The organism is Streptococcus mitis SK575 (assembly GCF_000257865.1).
Taxonomy (GTDB): Bacteria; Bacillota; Bacilli; order Lactobacillales; family Streptococcaceae; genus Streptococcus; species Streptococcus mitis_CQ.
This window is the reverse complement of record NZ_AICU01000037.1, coordinates 38,158-55,447: the sequence shown is the minus strand read 5'-3', so window position 1 is coordinate 55,447 and position 17,290 is coordinate 38,158. Positions and strand designations below refer to the sequence as shown.

Annotated in this window: 14 protein-coding genes and 2 pseudogenes; 12 read left to right on the top strand and 4 right to left on the bottom strand. The window is 35.7% G+C overall.

The window, feature by feature from the left end; all coding sequences use genetic code 11:
- A partial coding sequence (locus HMPREF1048_RS05880) for a hypothetical protein (protein WP_000294928.1) occupies positions 1–873 on the top strand: 873 nt, incomplete at its 5' end.
- A gap of 71 nt (positions 874–944) precedes the next feature.
- Here the strand turns inward: HMPREF1048_RS05880 and zwf are convergent.
- The 3 genes from zwf to HMPREF1048_RS05865 all read right to left on the bottom strand — a co-directional run bounded on the left by zwf (position 945) and on the right by HMPREF1048_RS05865 (position 5,488).
- Positions 945–2,432, bottom strand: a complete 1,488-nt coding sequence (gene zwf / locus HMPREF1048_RS05875) for a glucose-6-phosphate dehydrogenase (protein WP_000096103.1) — start codon at positions 2,430–2,432, stop codon at positions 945–947.
- Positions 2,433–2,582: 150 nt separating this feature from the next.
- Positions 2,583–3,323, bottom strand: coding sequence for an amino acid ABC transporter ATP-binding protein (locus tag HMPREF1048_RS05870; RefSeq protein WP_001096319.1), 741 nt, complete (start codon positions 3,321–3,323; stop codon positions 2,583–2,585).
- Positions 3,323–5,488, bottom strand: coding sequence for an ABC transporter substrate-binding protein/permease (locus HMPREF1048_RS05865; RefSeq protein WP_000726249.1), 2,166 nt, complete (start codon positions 5,486–5,488; stop codon positions 3,323–3,325). The genes HMPREF1048_RS05870 and HMPREF1048_RS05865 overlap by 1 nt, the downstream gene beginning before the upstream one ends.
- A 170-nt stretch (positions 5,489–5,658) precedes the next feature.
- Here HMPREF1048_RS05865 and HMPREF1048_RS05860 point away from each other — a divergent pair, with 170 nt between their 5' ends.
- The 6 genes and pseudogenes from HMPREF1048_RS05860 to HMPREF1048_RS05835 form a co-directional block, all read left to right on the top strand.
- Positions 5,659–6,612 carry a CPBP family intramembrane glutamic endopeptidase gene (locus HMPREF1048_RS05860; RefSeq protein ID WP_000792108.1) on the top strand — a complete coding sequence of 318 codons (954 nt, stop codon included), beginning with the start codon at positions 5,659–5,661 and terminating at the stop codon, positions 6,610–6,612.
- 76 nt (positions 6,613–6,688) lie between these two features.
- Positions 6,689–8,677 (top strand): excinuclease ABC subunit UvrB, encoded by a 1,989-nt coding sequence (gene uvrB / locus HMPREF1048_RS05855; RefSeq protein ID WP_000610421.1) that lies wholly within the window; start codon positions 6,689–6,691, stop codon positions 8,675–8,677.
- A gap of 18 nt (positions 8,678–8,695) precedes the next feature.
- A complete protein-coding gene (locus HMPREF1048_RS05850; RefSeq protein ID WP_000413448.1) occupies positions 8,696–10,537 on the top strand; it encodes a DUF2971 domain-containing protein in 1,842 nt (613 codons plus the stop codon).
- 137 nt (positions 10,538–10,674) lie between these two features.
- On the top strand, positions 10,675–11,142 hold the full coding sequence (locus HMPREF1048_RS05845; RefSeq protein ID WP_000091549.1) for an 8-oxo-dGTP diphosphatase: 468 nt from the start codon (positions 10,675–10,677) through the stop codon (positions 11,140–11,142).
- A 206-nt stretch (positions 11,143–11,348) separates the two neighbouring features.
- Positions 11,349–12,116: a class I SAM-dependent methyltransferase gene (locus HMPREF1048_RS05840; protein ID WP_000342213.1), complete on the top strand. Its 768-nt coding sequence runs from the start codon at positions 11,349–11,351 to the stop codon at positions 12,114–12,116.
- Positions 12,117–12,213: 97 nt separating this feature from the next.
- Positions 12,214–12,363, top strand: a pseudogene (locus HMPREF1048_RS05835) (8-oxo-dGTP diphosphatase); the annotation flags it as partial.
- Here HMPREF1048_RS05835 and HMPREF1048_RS13135 read toward each other — a convergent pair.
- Positions 12,360–12,437 (bottom strand): annotated as a pseudogene (locus HMPREF1048_RS13135) (DNA-binding transcriptional regulator); the annotation flags it as partial. The pseudogenes HMPREF1048_RS05835 and HMPREF1048_RS13135 overlap by 4 nt on opposite strands.
- A 136-nt stretch (positions 12,438–12,573) precedes the next feature.
- Between HMPREF1048_RS13135 and HMPREF1048_RS05830 the strand changes: the two are divergent.
- Genes HMPREF1048_RS05830 through HMPREF1048_RS05810 form a run of 5 tightly spaced genes read left to right on the top strand, consistent with a single transcriptional unit; the run spans position 12,574 to position 17,270 of the window.
- Positions 12,574–13,548 carry a LacI family DNA-binding transcriptional regulator gene (locus HMPREF1048_RS05830; RefSeq protein WP_000207597.1) on the top strand — a complete coding sequence of 325 codons (975 nt, stop codon included), beginning with the start codon at positions 12,574–12,576 and terminating at the stop codon, positions 13,546–13,548.
- Complete coding sequence (gene rbsK, locus HMPREF1048_RS05825; RefSeq protein WP_000036805.1) at positions 13,548–14,459, top strand: ribokinase; 912 nt, start codon at positions 13,548–13,550, stop codon at positions 14,457–14,459. Before HMPREF1048_RS05830 ends, rbsK begins: the two co-directional genes overlap by 1 nt.
- Entirely contained in the window at positions 14,434–14,832 is a 399-nt protein-coding gene (rbsD, locus tag HMPREF1048_RS05820; protein WP_000759837.1) for a D-ribose pyranase, read from the top strand. Before rbsK ends, rbsD begins: the two co-directional genes overlap by 26 nt.
- 13 nt (positions 14,833–14,845) lie before the next feature.
- Positions 14,846–16,324, top strand: a complete 1,479-nt coding sequence (locus HMPREF1048_RS05815) for a sugar ABC transporter ATP-binding protein (RefSeq protein WP_000687780.1) — start codon at positions 14,846–14,848, stop codon at positions 16,322–16,324.
- A gap of 1 nt (position 16,325) precedes the next feature.
- The gene (locus HMPREF1048_RS05810) at positions 16,326–17,270 is read left to right on the top strand and encodes an ABC transporter permease subunit (protein WP_004248623.1); all 945 of its coding nucleotides are present in this window, start codon (positions 16,326–16,328) and stop codon (positions 17,268–17,270) included.
- Positions 17,271–17,290: the final 20 nt, after the last annotated feature.

The following is a 17,290-nucleotide window of genomic DNA, read 5'->3' as shown; positions in this document are numbered from 1 at the left end:
AATTCTGAGAATATACCTAAAGAATCTTCTCCGATTCTAAGAGTAGCTAATAGAAGAGAAATTTCATCCCTAGATACGATTAATAGTGAAAAAGAGTCAACATTATCAATTCATGGTATTAATAATGTTGAAAAGTCAAAAAATGATGCTAATGTATTACCAACAAACTCATTATCAAATAACCAGCCAATAGATGAAAGTGTAACTGCTGCTCAATCTCCGGATAAGACTGACAGTGAAAATTCAACTGCTGTTCAATCTTCGGATAAGACTGACAGTGAAAATTCAACTACTGTTCAATCTCCGGATAAGTCTGACAGTGAAAATTCAGCTACTGTTCAATCTCCGGATAAGACTAGCAATGAAAATATAACTACTGTTCAATCTCCGGATAAGACTGACAGTGGAAATTCAACTGCTGCTCAATCTCCGGATAAGACTGACAGTGAAAATTCAACTACTGTTCAATCTCCGGATAAGACTGACAGTGAAAATTCAACTACTGTTCAATCTCCGGATAAGACTAGCAATGAAAATATAAATATTGTTCAATCTCCGGATAAGACTGACAGTGAAAATTCAACTGCTGTTCAATCTCCGGATAAGAATAATAGTGAAAGTATAAACATGGAATTATATGTTCAGGATGCATTACAAAATAATGGATTTAGTCCATATGGTGAAGGTAATTTGTTTGAAAATGCTAATTCTGATATGATTGAAAAAAATAATGAATTAAAGATTCATCAATATCCAAAAAGAATTGAAAGAAATTTGCCTAAAACAGGTAATAAATTATTTTCAGTTTTATCTATACTTGGTGCTATAAATTTGCTGTTAATTTTATTAAGAATATTAATGAAAACTTTATGAAGGGTCTCTTGGAAGGCTTAATCTGATCAGAAGCAAAAATCCTGCAAGGCATAAACTTGCAGGAAATTTTTTTATTCTAAACGACCATCTTGACGGTAGGCAATATCTGGTTGCCAAGTCCATTTGGCATCGAATTTTTCAAGTAAGTCAAAGCTGGCTTGAGGCCCCATACTTCCAGCTTTATAGTCATGAAGTGGGGCACCATTTTCAGCCCATAGCTCTTCGATACGGTCAATCAATTTCCATGACGCACCAACTTCATCCCAGTGGCTAAAGTTAGTTGAGTTGTTATTTAGGACATCATAAATCAATTTCTCGTATGGTTCTGGAGAATCACCAGTAGCAGTCGCATCTGTACGGTAATCAAGTGAGTTAGGAGCCAAATTGAACTCTTCTCCTACTTGCTTCCCATTTAGGCTAAGAGAGAAACCTTCTGTTGGTTGGATATAGATGGTCAAAATGTTTGGAGCAAGTGGCTCACCAAAGATAGAATCCATTTGTTTAAAGACGATGTTGACATGAGTTCCTTTTTCAGTCAGTCGTTTACCAGTACGGAAGAAGAAAGGAACGCCACGGAATCGATCGCTGTCTACAAAGAAGGCACCAGATGCAAAGGTTTCAGTTGTAGATTCTGGATTCACATTTGGCTCGCTACGATAAGAGATGTATTTCATGCCATCAATCTTACCAGAACGGTATTGACCACGGATAAAATGTTCTTTAAGTTCTTCATCAGTTGGATGATAGAGGTTTTTAAAGACCTTAATCTTTTCAGCACGAATTTCGTCTTTTGTGAAGCTTGCTGGCTTGTCCATAGCAAGGAGAGAAAGGAGTTGTAGAGTGTGGTTTTGGACCATGTCGCGGAGGGCACCAGATTGGTCATAGTAGCCACCACGTTCTTCTACACCCAAGCGCTCTGCAAAAGTAATTTGAACATTGTCGATAAAGTCCTTGTTCCAAACGTTTTCAAAAATCAAGTTTGCAAAGCGAACTGCAAAGATGCTTTGGATCATTTCCTTACCAAGATAATGGTCGATACGGAAAATTTGTTCTTCGTCAAATGTTGCTAGGAGTTCGTCATTCAACTTGCTTGCAGTTGCGTAATCTGTACCAAATGGTTTTTCAACGATTAGGCGCTCAAAACCTTTACCATCCACAATGTTTTCAGACTTGAGATGTTTTGCGATAGTTCCAAAGAATTGAGGAGCCATAGACAAGAAGAAGAGCTTGTTGTGTTCAGCTTGGTACTTGTCATTTAGTTCAGCCTGCAATTGACGTAGAGCAATGTAGTGCTCTGTATCATTGACATCATGACTTTGATAGTAGAAGTGACTAGCGAACTCTTGAGCCTGTTCAGTACTATCTGCCAAATCAAGGATCGATTCGACTACAACAGATTCAAAATATTCCTTGCTCCAAGGACGACGAGCAGTTCCAATAACGGCAAAGTGTTCGGAAAGATTGCCGGATTTATATAGTCTAAAAAGGGAAGGGTAGAGCTTGCGTTTAGCCAGGTCTCCACTCGCACCGAAAATTGTAACAATAACCTTAGATGACATCTAGCTACCTAATTTCTATTTTTATTCCTAGTCTTGCTAGGTATGAGGAAATCTCATTTCATAAATTTAATTCTAACATAATTTTCCGAAAAATCAAAAAATCCAATACGAGATAGAAAAAAACTGCAAGGAAATCCTTACAGTTTAAGTTTAAACGTTTAATACCTTGTCCAAGAACTCTTTCAGACGTGGGTGTTGTGGGTTGTCAAAGATTTGATCAGGTGTTCCGTCTTCTAGGAACTCACCGTCTGCAGTAAAGATAACGCGGTTGGCAACCTGACGGGCAAATCCCATCTCATGGGTTACGATAATCATGGTCATACCTTGCTCAGCCAATTCCTTCATAACGTTTAGTACGTCTCCGACCATCTCAGGGTCAAGGGCAGAAGTTGGTTCATCAAAGAGCATGATGTCTGGATTCATTGCTAGTCCACGAGCGATAGCCACACGTTGTTTTTGACCACCTGATAGGCTATCTGGGTTAGCATTAGCTTTATCTGCTAGCCCAACCTTGTCAAGCAACTCCATTCCTAATTTCTCAGCTTCTTCCTTAGTCATCAACTTGTGCTCAATAGGAGCAAAGGTGATGTTGTCCAATACAGACATATGAGGGAAGAGGTTGAAGTGTTGGAACACCATTCCGATATTTTCACGGACGTGGTCAACATTGGTTGTTTTTTCAGTTAAGTCATAAGCGTTCACAGTGATGTGACCACTCGTAACTTCTTCTAAAAGATTAAGGCTACGAAGGAAAGTTGACTTACCAGAACCTGAAGGACCGATGATACAAACAACATCTCCTTCATAGAACTTAGTCGTAATTCCTTTTAGGACTTCATTTTTTCCGTAGTTTTTGTGTAAATCATTTACATCAATTTTTAATTTTGCCATTAACGAATCCTCTTTTCTAAGCGTTTCGCTAGTCTAGTCAAAAGTGTGATAATTACAAGATAGAAGATAGCAAGGATTGCATACATCTTGAAACTTTGGTAGTTACGGGCAATGATAATCTTACCAGTTTGGAAGAGTTCCACCAAACCGATAGCAGATACGATAGTTGTATCTTTAAGAGCGATAACGAATTGGTTAACAAAGTTTGGCAACATCAATTTAGTTGCTTGTGGCAAGATAATCTTACGCATGGTTTTTCCATAAGAGATACCCAGGCTGCGGCTGGCTTCCATTTGACCAACTGGAACGGCTTGAATACCACCACGAACGATCTCAGCGATATAAGCAGCTGCATTGAGCGATAGGGCAATGGTACCAGCTACAAAGTCGTTAATTGGGCTTTGTTGGCCTGTGATAGACTCGATGAAGTTTGGAATTCCCCAGAAGATGAAGGCTGCAAGAATCATCAATGGAATACCACGGATAACGTCAACGAAAATCTCAGAGATCACACGAAGAGATTTGTAGGGGCTAACGCTAAACATACCGAAGATAATCCCGATAACAATAGCAATAGCAAATGAGATAAGAGCTAGAGCAAGAGTGATACCAAGACCACTAAGGAGTTGTTTGTAGTTATTTTGAAGCAAGCCCCAGATAGTTGTCTCATCAACAGTGCTTGTTGAAGCAGATGAAGATTCGCTAGCTAGGTATTTATCAAGAATCTTTTGGAATTCTCCGTTTGCTTTAAGGTTTGCAAGTCCGTTATTGAACATTTCAATCAATTCTGGATTTGCTCCTTTTTTAACGGCAAATGCTGTTTCACCGATTGGAGTTCCAGCGATTGGAGTTTTCAATTTTTGGCCTTGACTGATAGAATATTTGAGAACAGGTTCATCATCCATAACGGCATCAATGGCACCAGTGTTTAAACTGTCATACATTGACGAACCATCAGCGAAGGTTTTGATTTTGTAGCCGTATTTGCTTTGATTTTCTGTTAGGAAGGTTTGAGAAGCAGTTCCGTTTTTAACACCAACTGTCTTCCCTTTCAAATCTTCATAGGAAGCAATGGTGCTTGATTCTTTGACACCAAGGATAGTATTGGCTGTGTAGTATGATTCTGAGAAGTCAAAAGTTGCCTTACGAGCATCAGTGACAGACATACCAGCAATGATACCATCAGCTTGTCCAGCTTGAACAGCACTGATAGCGGCATCGAAACCAGGGTTGGTGATTTCAATTTCAAAACCTTGGTCTTTAGCAATTGCCTTAATCAATTCCATATCAATACCAGTAAATTGGTTACTTGAGTTTTGGAAAACAAAAGGTGCAAAAGAAGAATCGCTAGCAATGATATATTTAGCTTTAACAGGAATGGCTTTTAATCCTGCTAGAGTAGTTGTAGTTGGAACTGCTGAAGATGATGAAGCAGTCCATTTCTTGATGATTTTATCAAGACTACCATCTTTTTTCATTTCAGCCAAGGCTTGGTTAAATTCAGTAACCAGGTGCTCGTATTTGCTACCTTTTTTAACACCGAAAGCAAAGCTACCTACAGCTTCACCGTCCATTTCAATATGGAGGTCTTGACCTTGGTTAATGGCATACTCGATAACAGGTTTGTCATCCATCATGGCATCGATGGCACCAGCACTCAAGCTGTTGTTCATCAAATCACTAGTGTCAAATGTTTTAATAGTAAAGCCGTATTTATCTTTGATTGTTTCAAGAAAACGTTGAGCAGCAGTTCCGTTTTTAACACCAACGGTTTTGCCAGTTAATTGGTCATATTTACTAATCTTGTGTGCCTTTGTAGTAGCAATGACAACTTTTGTATCATAGTAAGTATCAGACATGGTGAAAACTTTTTCACGTTCTTTCGTCTTTGTCATCCCTGCCATGATAGCGTCAGCTTGACCAGCTTGAACCGCATTTACCGCTGCATCAAATCCAGGATAGGACATCTGAATGTTCCATCCTTTAATCTCAGCGACTTTGTTGATAATGTCAACATCAATTCCTTTATAAGTTTGATCTGAATCTTTAAACTCAAAAGGTGCATAGGCGGTATCAGACACAATCTTAATCGTCTCTGCTTTCGCAATACCTAATGAGAAAATTGGGAATAAAATTAGCAAAAATGCTAGAAATTTTTTCTTCATTTTTAGTCTCCTTTTCCGAATATTTTCCCATTATATCAGAAAAAGTAAAAAAAGGCAAATTTTTATATTTCTGTGTCAGAAAATGTAACATTGTTTTTCTTTTCTTGCTTGAATTGCTACTATAAAGTGCTATAATAATAGTATATAGTAGAAGAAAAGAGGATAGGGATATGAAGAACAAAAGAATATTTAAAGACTTCCAAGCTTCAAAAATGAGTTTAAACATTTACACAAGCCCCTTGTTAGCCTTTGCTTTTGTCTTTATAGGAGAGTTTGTGGCTTATACTTTATATGGTATTAGTTTGTTAGCTCTCATCGGACTTGCTAGAAATTTTGGAGAGGCTGGTCAAGCTTTTGCTACCTACTTGCAGACCTTGCAGCAGAGCTTGATGGATAAAACAAGTGACTTTCATTTAATTTTAGATTTACTGGCCTTTGGTTTCGTTCTCAACACTGTGTTCAGATGGACTAGAAAAGTTGAGAAAAGACCTATTCGAACCTTGGGATTTTATAGAGAGAATTTCCTAAGCAATCTTTTTAAGGGATTTGGTCTAGGTCTGGCACTTTTTCTTCTGACCTTGTTAGGTTTAGTGGCCTTGGGGCAATATCGTTTGGAGTTTATTCACTTAAATCCTTATTCGCTTTCCTTTGTTATTTTTACCATTCCATTTTGGATTTTACAGGGGACAACAGAAGAAGTGGTGGCCCGTGCTTGGCTCCTTCCTCAATTGGTCTCAAGAACCAATCTAAAACTTGCTGTTGTCATATCTAGCATATTTTTTACCCTGCTTCATATGGGCAATTCTGGTCTTACACCTTTATCTCTAGTGAATCTCTTTTTATTCGGAGTTGCCATGTCACTTTACCTCCTCAAAACAGATACTGTTTGGGGTGTTGCAGGTATTCATGGGGCTTGGAATTTTGCTCAGGGCAATCTCTTTGGGATTTTAGTTAGTGGTCAGCCGTCAGGAACATCTCTGATGACCTTTTTACCACAAGGTAATCAAGATTGGCTATCAGGTGGTTCTTTTGGCATAGAAGGTTCTATCATGACAAGTCTAGTCTTGTTACTACTGATTGTCTATCTTGGCTATCAATTAAAGAAAGAAAATGAAAGGATGTGACTTCGGTCCGTCCTTTTCTTCGTGAAAATGCTACAAGTATGCTAAAATAGGAATAGCACATGGAGAGAGGATTCTTATGATTAACCGCATTACAGATAATCAATTTAAACTAGTATCAAAATATCAACCTTCAGGAGACCAACCTCAAGCTATTGAGCAGTTGGTTGATAATATCGAGGGGGGAGAAAAAGCTCAGATTCTGATGGGGGCGACTGGAACAGGGAAGACCTATACCATGAGTCAGGTCATTTTCAAAGTCAATAAACCAACTCTGGTCATCGCCCACAATAAAACTCTAGCAGGACAGCTCTATGGAGAATTTAAGGAATTTTTCCCTGAAAATGCTGTTGAGTACTTCGTATCCTACTATGATTATTACCAACCTGAGGCCTATGTCCCTTCCAGTGATACCTATATTGAAAAGGATAGCTCTGTCAATGACGAGATTGATAAGCTCCGACACTCAGCTACTTCGGCTCTTTTGGAGCGCAATGATGTTATCGTCGTGGCTTCCGTCTCTTGTATCTATGGTTTGGGTTCGCCCAAGGAATACGCTGATAGTGTCGTTAGTCTCCGTCCAGGTCTTGAAATTTCTCGTGATAAACTCTTGAATGACTTAGTTGACATCCAGTTTGAGCGAAATGATATTGATTTCCAACGGGGAAGATTTCGCGTTCGTGGGGATGTAGTGGAGATTTTCCCTGCCTCCCGTGATGAACACGCCTTTCGAGTAGAATTTTTTGGAGACGAAATTGACCGTATTCGTGAGGTTGAAGCTTTGACAGGTCAGGTCTTGGGAGAAGTGGATCATTTGGCGATTTTCCCTGCGACTCACTTTGTGACCAATGACGATCATATGGAGGATGCTATTGCCAAGATTCAGGCCGAGTTGGAAGAGCAGTTAGCTATCTTTGAAAAGGAAGGAAAACTACTTGAAGCCCAGCGCTTGAAACAACGGACAGAGTACGATATCGAAATGCTGCGTGAGATGGGCTATACAAATGGGGTTGAAAACTATTCACGTCACATGGATGGACGGAGTGAGGGCGAGCCTCCTTATACCCTTCTCGACTTCTTCCCAGATGATTTCTTAATTATGATTGATGAGAGCCACATGACCATGGGGCAAATCAAGGGCATGTACAATGGAGACCGCTCTCGTAAGGAAATGCTGGTTAATTATGGTTTCCGTTTGCCGTCTGCTCTGGACAATCGTCCTCTCCGTCGGGAGGAGTTTGAAAGTCATGTACATCAGATTGTTTACGTTTCAGCGACACCAGGTGATTATGAAAATGAACAGACTGAGACAGTGATTGAGCAAATCATTCGTCCAACGGGACTCTTGGATCCAGAGGTGGAAGTCCGTCCGACTATGGGACAGATTGATGATCTCTTAGGTGAAATTAATGCCCGTGTTGAGAAGAATGAGCGTACCTTTATCACAACCTTAACCAAGAAGATGGCAGAGGACTTAACCGACTACTTCAAAGAAATGGGTATCAAGGTTAAGTACATGCACTCGGATATCAAGACTTTAGAGCGGACAGAGATTATCCGAGATCTGCGTTTGGGTGTCTTTGATGTCTTGGTTGGAATCAACCTCCTCCGTGAAGGGATTGATGTTCCAGAAGTTAGCTTAGTTGCGATACTTGATGCTGACAAGGAAGGTTTCCTTCGTAACGAACGTGGCCTTATCCAGACTATTGGACGTGCTGCTCGTAACAGCGAAGGGCATGTTATCATGTATGCGGACACCGTTACTCAGTCTATGCAACGTGCTATTGATGAAACGGCCCGTCGTCGCAAAATTCAGATGGCTTATAATGAAGAACATGGTATCGTTCCACAAACCATTAAGAAAGAAATTCGTGATTTGATTGCTGTAACCAAGGCAGTTGCCAAGGAAGAGGACAAGGAAGTCGATATCAATAGCCTCAACAAACAAGAGCGGAAAGAACTCGTCAAGAAACTAGAAAAACAAATGCAAGAAGCCGTTGAAGTGCTTGACTTTGAACTAGCAGCACAGATTCGTGATATGATGTTGGAAGTCAAGGCGTTGGGGTAGGTTTTGGAAGGAGACAAAATGGAAAAGTTAAATTATTTTACAGGTAAATTTAGTAAATCTGAATTAGAAGATCATTTTGATTCCTTGAATGAAGAAAAACTGAAATCCGAACTTGAAAATTTTATAAATCAATATTTAAAATTATCTGAAGAAGAACAATTGAAATGTGTTGAACTTGTTCTTTATATTTTTAGTGATTTTGAAGAGAAGATTGATAAAATTATCCAAAAAAAGATTTTAGAGTCCATAAATAAAATACTATCAAATAATTCACAAGTATATAGTTGGAGTGTATGCTTTAGGTATTTAGATTCTCTTTATTATTATTTATTTGAACCAAAAGAATATGAAGAATATTCTATATTGTTTGAAAATGAGAGTTATTTCTTTAAAATTATTGATTTAGTATTAAAAGATAATCTAGAGAATAGTAAAATGATTTATTCGGATTTGCTTTCAGTTTTTGTTCCACTATTTAGACAGAAAAGTTTACCAGAAGAAAGAAGGAACTATTTTAAAAGTGAATTAGAACCGTTCATCAACTTTATATTTGAAAATATTGATTTTGAAAATATTGATTTTGAAAATATTGATTTTAATTATACTAGATATTGGTATTTTAGATTAGATGAGCTTGTTTCAATTTTTCAATTTGAGCACTTAAAGATAATAAATAAATATTTTATTGATAATCCACAAGCTGAAGATATTGATGACTATCTAGATTTTGTGTCAAGACACTTTGATGTTGTAATTAATGATTCGATTGATGTTGTTCGAAAGATAGCAGAAGAAAATAATTCTGATATAATTCGAGATCAAGCAATTAAGTTAATTGAGAAGTATGATAATGCTTACTCGAATGAGAAAAGTTATTCAGAATCAATCTCCTCGTTAGATGCTAAGCAACTTTTAAAACAAGCAGATAATGTTATCTCCTATATACGTTCTAAATTAACTGTTGACGCTGAAGAGTTGAAAAAAATAGGTTCTTTTGGACATTATACTAAGATTGATACTTTAACAAATTTTCTTATAAAAGCAGACTGGAAAAATGAAAACAATTCTGAAACTCAACCTCCATTTTTACGACTGACTAATCTAAAACAGTTAAATGACCCGATGGAAGGAAGAGTAATATATGATTATTTGGGTATAGATAATACGTTTTTCAAACAATATCAAACTTCCAATGTTTTTATATCTTCTCTAACCACGGTATCTGATAGTTTACCTATGTGGAAGGAATATGCTGATTCATCTCAGGGAGCATTTCTTGAATATGATCTGTCTTATCTTGAAGATATAGTTGCTCATAAATCGATAGAGTTTGTTAAAGTTCATTATTTAGATTTAATGTCCGAGAATAAAGAAGAAACAGATGTTGGTAAATCTCTTGATAATTTAAAACAGCTATTTGAAAAATTGCAAGAGCTGGAAGCTGAAAAAGAATTGATAAGTTTTGCTGAGAAATTGAAGAAGATTTCTTACCTTTTCAAAGTTAAAGACTATGAGTATGAAATAGAGTATCGCATTTTAATTAATTTAGATGATACAGCTATACAAAATATTATTAAAAGAGATGCTAATGATTCATCAAATGAGAAGTACTTTAAGAAAGAAGAAATTGGGTTAGAAGTTTTTGATAAAGTTAACTATAAAGATTTTAGAAAGTATATTGTATTAAGTTCGAAAGACAATGGCAGATATGATTTATTTGTATACATCAATTTACTTCCTTTGAAATACTCAAAAGTTATTCTAGGACCAAAGGTTACGGATGCAGATTATATTGCTCCTTATCTCAAACTTGCTAATCCTGATATAGAGATAGAAAGTTCGAAAATTCCTTATCGTTGAGTTGATGATAACTTAAAGCAGAAGGTGTTTTAGAGAATTTAGTGAGATTAAAATGAATTGCTCAATCCCTTTATCATGAAGTCCGAAGTAAAATATAACGAAGATATGTTTTAATAACTTAGAAAGCGAGTAAATTTATGTCCCGTTCCCAATTAACGATTTTAACAAACATTTGTCTGATTGAAGATCTTGAAACCCAGCGCGTGGTTATGCAGTATCGCTCTCCTGAAACTAATCGCTGGTCTGGTTATGCCTTTCCTGGAGGTCATGTTGAAAATGGTGAGGCTTTTGCGGAGTCTGTCATTCGTGAAATCTATGAAGAAACAGGGTTGACTATCCAAAATCCTCAACTTGTCGGCATTAAAAATTGGCCTCTGGATACAGGTGGGCGCTATATTGTCATTTGTTACAAGGCGACTGAGTTCTCTGGTAGCCTTCGCTCTTCAGATGAAGGAGAAGTTTCTTGGGTGAAAAAAGACCAGATTCCAAACTTGGATCTGGCCTATGATATGTTACCCTTGATGGAGATGATGGAAGCTCCTGACAAATCTGAATTTTTCTACCGCCACCGTACAGATGATGGCTGGGAGAAAGAAACTTTTTAGTTCTATGATTAGTCGATAGGTGTTATCTTTTAAAGTAAGGTACTGAAATATAGGCTAAGTATGGTGGTGTAAGTCAACTGAATATCTCTAAATTTCTTATTATTCTTTTCGATCTATATTTTGAACAATCTCCACCTTCAATGTTGAAATCGGAGAGTGTTTTGTTTTATGGTATAATCTTAAAATATGAAAGGAAGTATCAGAAAATGGATGATAAAGTAATTGAACAATATAAAAGTCATGATAATCTTGATATTCGAGTAGAATTGCATAAGAACTATTCAAAAAATAAATTAGGATTTAACAATTGGATATTTTCCAACTACCAAATCACTAATGAAGTAAAGGTTCTAGAATTGGGATGTGGTACAGGAGAACTGTGGAAAAGTAATAGTGATTCTATAGATAAAATGAAGCAGTTGGTTATTACAGATTTTTCTAAAGATATGGTGAGAACAACGAGGTCAGTGATTGGAAATAGAGACAATGTTAACTATGAAATAATGGATATTCAAAAGATTTCTTTTGAGGATGAAACGTTTGATATTGTTATTGCTAATATGCTTCTACATCATGTCAATGATATTCCTAAAGCTCTTTCTGAGGTGAATAGAGTCTTAAAAACAGGAGGAATTTTTTACTGTGCTACATTTGGTGAAAATGGAGTTGTAGATTATTTGTCAAGTTTATTTAAAGATGATGTTAATCAAGATTTGGAAAATAAAACGTTTACTTTACAAAATGGCAAAAGGTACCTGAGTAGGTATTTTAACTCTGTCGATACATTACTCTATGATGATGAGTTACAGGTAACTAGCATAGATGATCTAGTTAAATACATCCAATCCTTTAAAGGAATTTCAGAAATAGGTTCGCTAGAAGAAAAAGTCATTCGTAAAAGATTAGAAGTACATTTTTATAAAGGTGAGTTAATTATTCCTAAAGAATATGGTATGTTTATTGCTCGAAAGTAAAATTAAGGAGAAGCTTTTCAATATACAATCAAGCGGATAGTCTTTAGAGCATACTCCAGCTGGTTCTATATAAAAGTCTCAACTTTTTGGATTTGAAGAAGTTTCTTGGGTGCAAAAAGACCAGCTTCCAAACTTAGATCTGGCGTATGATATGTTACCTTTGATGGAAATGATGGAAGCTCCTGACAAATCAGAGTTTTTCTATCACCACCGTACAGAAGATGGCTGGGAGAAGGAAATCTTTTAGTCTTTTACTAAATAACCAAGTTGGTCCAAGGCCTCTTCGATATAGTGGAGGTCTTGTTGTGTTTCCTGCCTAATAGTAATAGAAGATTAGGGAAAAAAGTAAATACTCTAAAATAAATTTAAAATATTTCTAAAAAAGTATTGACAAAAACAAAGAAAACGCTTACTATATAAATAAGGGAACGGTTCCATAATATAAAAAGGAGGAGTGATGACTACAATAAAACAGGTTGCTGAAGAAGCTGGAGTATCAAAATCAACAGTTTCAAGATATATTTCGAAAAAAGGCTATGTCGGAGATGATGCTAGGGAAAAGATAAAAAATGCTATCAAGAAATTAAATTACACGCCGAATGTATTAGCACAATCTTTGAAAACTAAAAAAAATCAAATGGTAGGACTCTTATTGCCAGATATTTCTAATCCCTTCTTCCCAAGATTGGTTCGAGGGGCTGAATCATATTTGAAAGATAAAGGTTATAGGATTATGGTTGGTACTATTTCAGATCATGATTCGTTAGAAGAATATATAAACCTTTTGTTAAAAACAAATGCAGCTGGCATTATAACGACACTTGACTTTACAAAGGAATTTCCAAATCTGACGTTACCTGTTGTTGTGGTTGACCGGATTAGTAAAGATACAGGTTACGGTGTCTTTTCTGATAATCAGTTGGGTGGACGTTTGGCTGCTAAAGCAATTTGGAAAGCTGGCGCTAAGCAAGTTATGATTATTAAAGTTTTAGATGATAAAGCTGAGAACATTGCGGAACGATTTGAAGCAAGTTTAAACTATTTGAGGGATAAATCTTTAGAGATTCGTATTGAAGAAAGTGAAACGTTTGAGTTTGAAAAAATTCAAAAAGAAGCTAAAGAGAATCTAAAAAGAAATCCAAATATTGATAGTATTATAGCACCTTCTGATATTCATGCGATAGCTTATATTCATGAAATTTTAGCAATTGGTAAAAAAATTCCAGATGATATTCAAATTATTGGTTACGATGATATTGTACTTAGTCAATTTATTTACCCTTCTTTATCAACTATTCACCAATCATCATATAAAATGGGAGAACAGGCTGCAAAGCTAATCTATAATATGGCAAATAAGTTCTCTATAGATGAAGTTAAAATTAAACTACCTGTTAGATACGTAGAAAGAAATACATTAAGGAGAAAGTAATGAGTAAAATTGTTGTTGTTGGAAGTATTTCAATGGACTTAGTTATGAGAACAAAAAGAATTCCAGAAGGAGGTGAAACGATTTTTGGGGATTCATTTAATATAGTTCCAGGGGGAAAAGGTGCAAATCAGGCTGTAGCTATTGGTAGATTATCCAGTGTAGAAGATAATATTTACATATTTGGGAACGTTGGGGAAGATATTTTTTCAGCAGATTTACTAGGTAATCTGCAAAATAATAATGTTTCTATAGAACATGTGGGAACGGTACCACAATCTACAGGAGTTGCACAAATTACTTTATATGGAGGTGATAATAGGATTATTTATTATCCCGGAGCGAATAATTTAGTTAAAACAAATGATTGGAAAAATGAGTGGAAATTGATTAGTGATGCAAGTATTGTTGTATTACAAAATGAAATACCACATGAAGCCAACTTATGTATAGCTAAATTTTGTCAAGAAAATAAAGTTAAGGTGCTTTACAATCCTGCACCAGCTAGAGAAACAGACATAGAGATGATTCCTTTTTGTGATTTTATTACTCCTAATGAGCATGAATGTTCAGAGCTTTTTCCAGATAAGAAATTAGAAGAAATTATTAAAATTTATCCTAATAAAATGATTGTGACATTAGGAGTTGAAGGTTCTATTTATTATGATGGGACAGTAGTTCAGAAGATTCCTGCCATAAAAGCAGAAGTAGTTGATACTACAGGAGCAGGAGATACGTTTAATGGTGCTTTTGCTTATGCTATCTCAAAAGGAAAAGAGATGAATGTTGCATTGTCCTTTGCAACGATTGCTTCACATCTTTCTGTTCAAAGATTTGGAGCGCAAGGAGGCATGCCGAGTTTGAAAGAAATAAAGGAGCATTCAGGATATGAAGAAATATGGGATTTTAAATAGTAATTTAGCAAAACTAGCTGATGATTTAGGTCATATGGATTTGGTTTGTATCGGAGATTTAGGATTGCCAGTTCCAAAAGGTGTTGATAAAATTGATTTAGCATTAAGAAAAGGTAGCCCAAGTTTTTTAGAAGTTTTAAAAGAATATTCAGATAATGTACTTATTGAAAAAATTTTTTTAGCAGAAGAAATTAAAGAAAAAAACAAAGAACAGTGGCAAGCAGTTCTAGATCTTTTAGAATCGAATATAATTATTGAATATATTAGTCATGAAGAATTGAAAGCTATGAATACTAAAGTTAAGGCAGTTATTCGCACTGGGGAAGATACACCATATTCGAATATAATCTTGCAATCAGGAGTTATTATTTAGAAGGGAGTTGCCTATGAAAATTGAAATGAAGAACATTTCAAAATCTTTTGGGAATAATCGTGTTTTAGAAAGTATTGATTTGGTTCTTAATTCAGGAGAAGTTCATGCTTTAATGGGAGAGAATGGTGCAGGCAAATCAACCTTAATGAATATTTTAACTGGACTTTTTCCAGCTACTTCAGGAACTATTTTTATTGATGGTAAAGAAAAAACATTTTCTAATCCTCAAGAGGCAGAACGGTTTGGACTGAGTTTTATTCATCAAGAAATGAATACTTGGCCAGATATGACTGTACTTGATAATCTTTTTTTAGGAAGAGAAATTAAAAATTCGATTGGGTTTCTAGATAAAGCTAGTATGGAAATGAAAGCTAAAGAAGCATTTAAACGTCTTAATATCTCTATTCCTCTCGATGCATTCATTGGTCAATTATCAGTCGGACAACAACAAATGATAGAAATAGCAAAATGTTTATTATCAGAAGTTTCCTTGTTAATTATGGATGAACCCACAGCAGCTTTAACTGATCGTGAAACTGAAACACTTTTTAAAGTGATAGAAGGATTAAAATCTGATGGTGTAGGTATTGTGTATATTTCACATCGGATGGAAGAAATCTTTAAGATTACAGATCTTATAACTGTTATGAGGGATGGGTTTGTAATTGATACCAAGAAAACGAAGTTTACTAATGCAGATGAATTAGTTCAGAAGATGGTAGGCCGTGAATTAGAAGATTATTATCCAGAAAAAAAGGCTGAGATTGGGAATATTGTTTTTCAAGCTAAGAATCTTTCTGGTGATGCTTTTACGGATATTTCTTTCTATGTACGTCAAGGGGAAATTCTTGGTTTTTCTGGTTTGATGGGTGCTGGTCGTACTGAAATAATGCGAGCAATTTTTGGAATTGATTCTTTAAAATCTGGTCAAATTATAATAAACGGAGAACAACTGATAATTAAAAATCCTTTTGAAGCAATTAAGCATGGAATTGGTTTCTTAACAGAAGATCGTAAAGATGAGGGATTGATTTTAGATTTTTCTATTAAAGATAATATGACTTTACCTAGTACTCGTGATTTTGTTAAAAATGGCATTTTCGATAATAAAACAAGTGGTATATTTGTACAACGCTTAATTGATAGGTTACAAATTAAATCAGGTTATCCAGATAAGGAAGTTGGGACACTTTCTGGTGGTAATCAACAGAAAGTAGTTTTAGCAAAATGGATAGGTATTGCACCAAAAGTACTGATTTTAGATGAGCCAACTCGTGGGGTAGATGTTGGAGCTAAGCGTGAAATTTACCAATTAATGAATGAATTAGCTGAACGAGGTGTACCGATTATTATGGTCTCTTCAGATTTACCAGAAGTGATTGGAGTCAGTGATCGCATTATGGTCATGCATGAAGGTAGAATTAGTGGGGAATTAACACGTCGAGAAGCTACACAAGAAAAAGTTATGCAACTAGCTACAGGAGGACAATAGTGTGAAAAATACTATGAAGTACATGTCAGAATTGACAACGGTAATAGCATTGATAATTTTAATGGCTGTCATCACTATTATCAATTCAAATTTTTTAACAGCAAATAATCTGTTAAATTTACTATTGCAAGTAACATCAAATGCACTGATTGCTTTTGGAATGACTTTTGTTATTCTAACAGGTGGAATCGATTTATCAGTAGGATCAATTTTAGCCTTATCCAGCGCGCTAACAGCAGGTTTATTAGGATCTGGAATGCCTGTTACGTTAGCAATTCTCATCTCTTTAATTTTGGGTTGCATTCTAGGTATGATGAATGGGTTATTGATTTCCTACGGGAAATTAGCTCCATTTATCGTCACTTTAGCGACTATGACTATTTTTAGGGGAGCAACACTTGTTTATACAAATGGGAATCCTATTACAAAAGGATTAAGTGATACATTCTTATTTCAATTTTTGGGGCAAGGTTACATAGTAGGAATTCCATTTCCTGTAATTATTATGTTTATTGTATTTATTGTTTTATATGTTTTACTTCATAAAACAGCATTTGGTAAATCTGTATATGCTATAGGGGGGAATGAAAAAGCAGCATATATATCAGGTGTGAAATTAAATAAAGTGAAAATTATCATTTATTCAATATCAGGTATTATGGCTTCAATTTCTGGATTAATTATAACATCACGCTTAAGTTCTGCTCAACCAACAGCAGGTGCTAGTTATGAAATGGATGCTATTGCAGCTGTTGTTCTTGGAGGAACCTCTTTATCTGGAGGTAAAGGTCGTATACTTGGGACTCTAATAGGTGCTTTAATTATTGGAGTTTTGAATAATGGACTTAATATTATTGGTGTTTCAGCATTTTGGCAACAAGTAGTAAAAGGAGTTGTAATCTTAATTGCTGTTCTGATTGATCGTTTTAAAGTTGTAAAACAGTAGAATAATTTTCAATTTTTTTG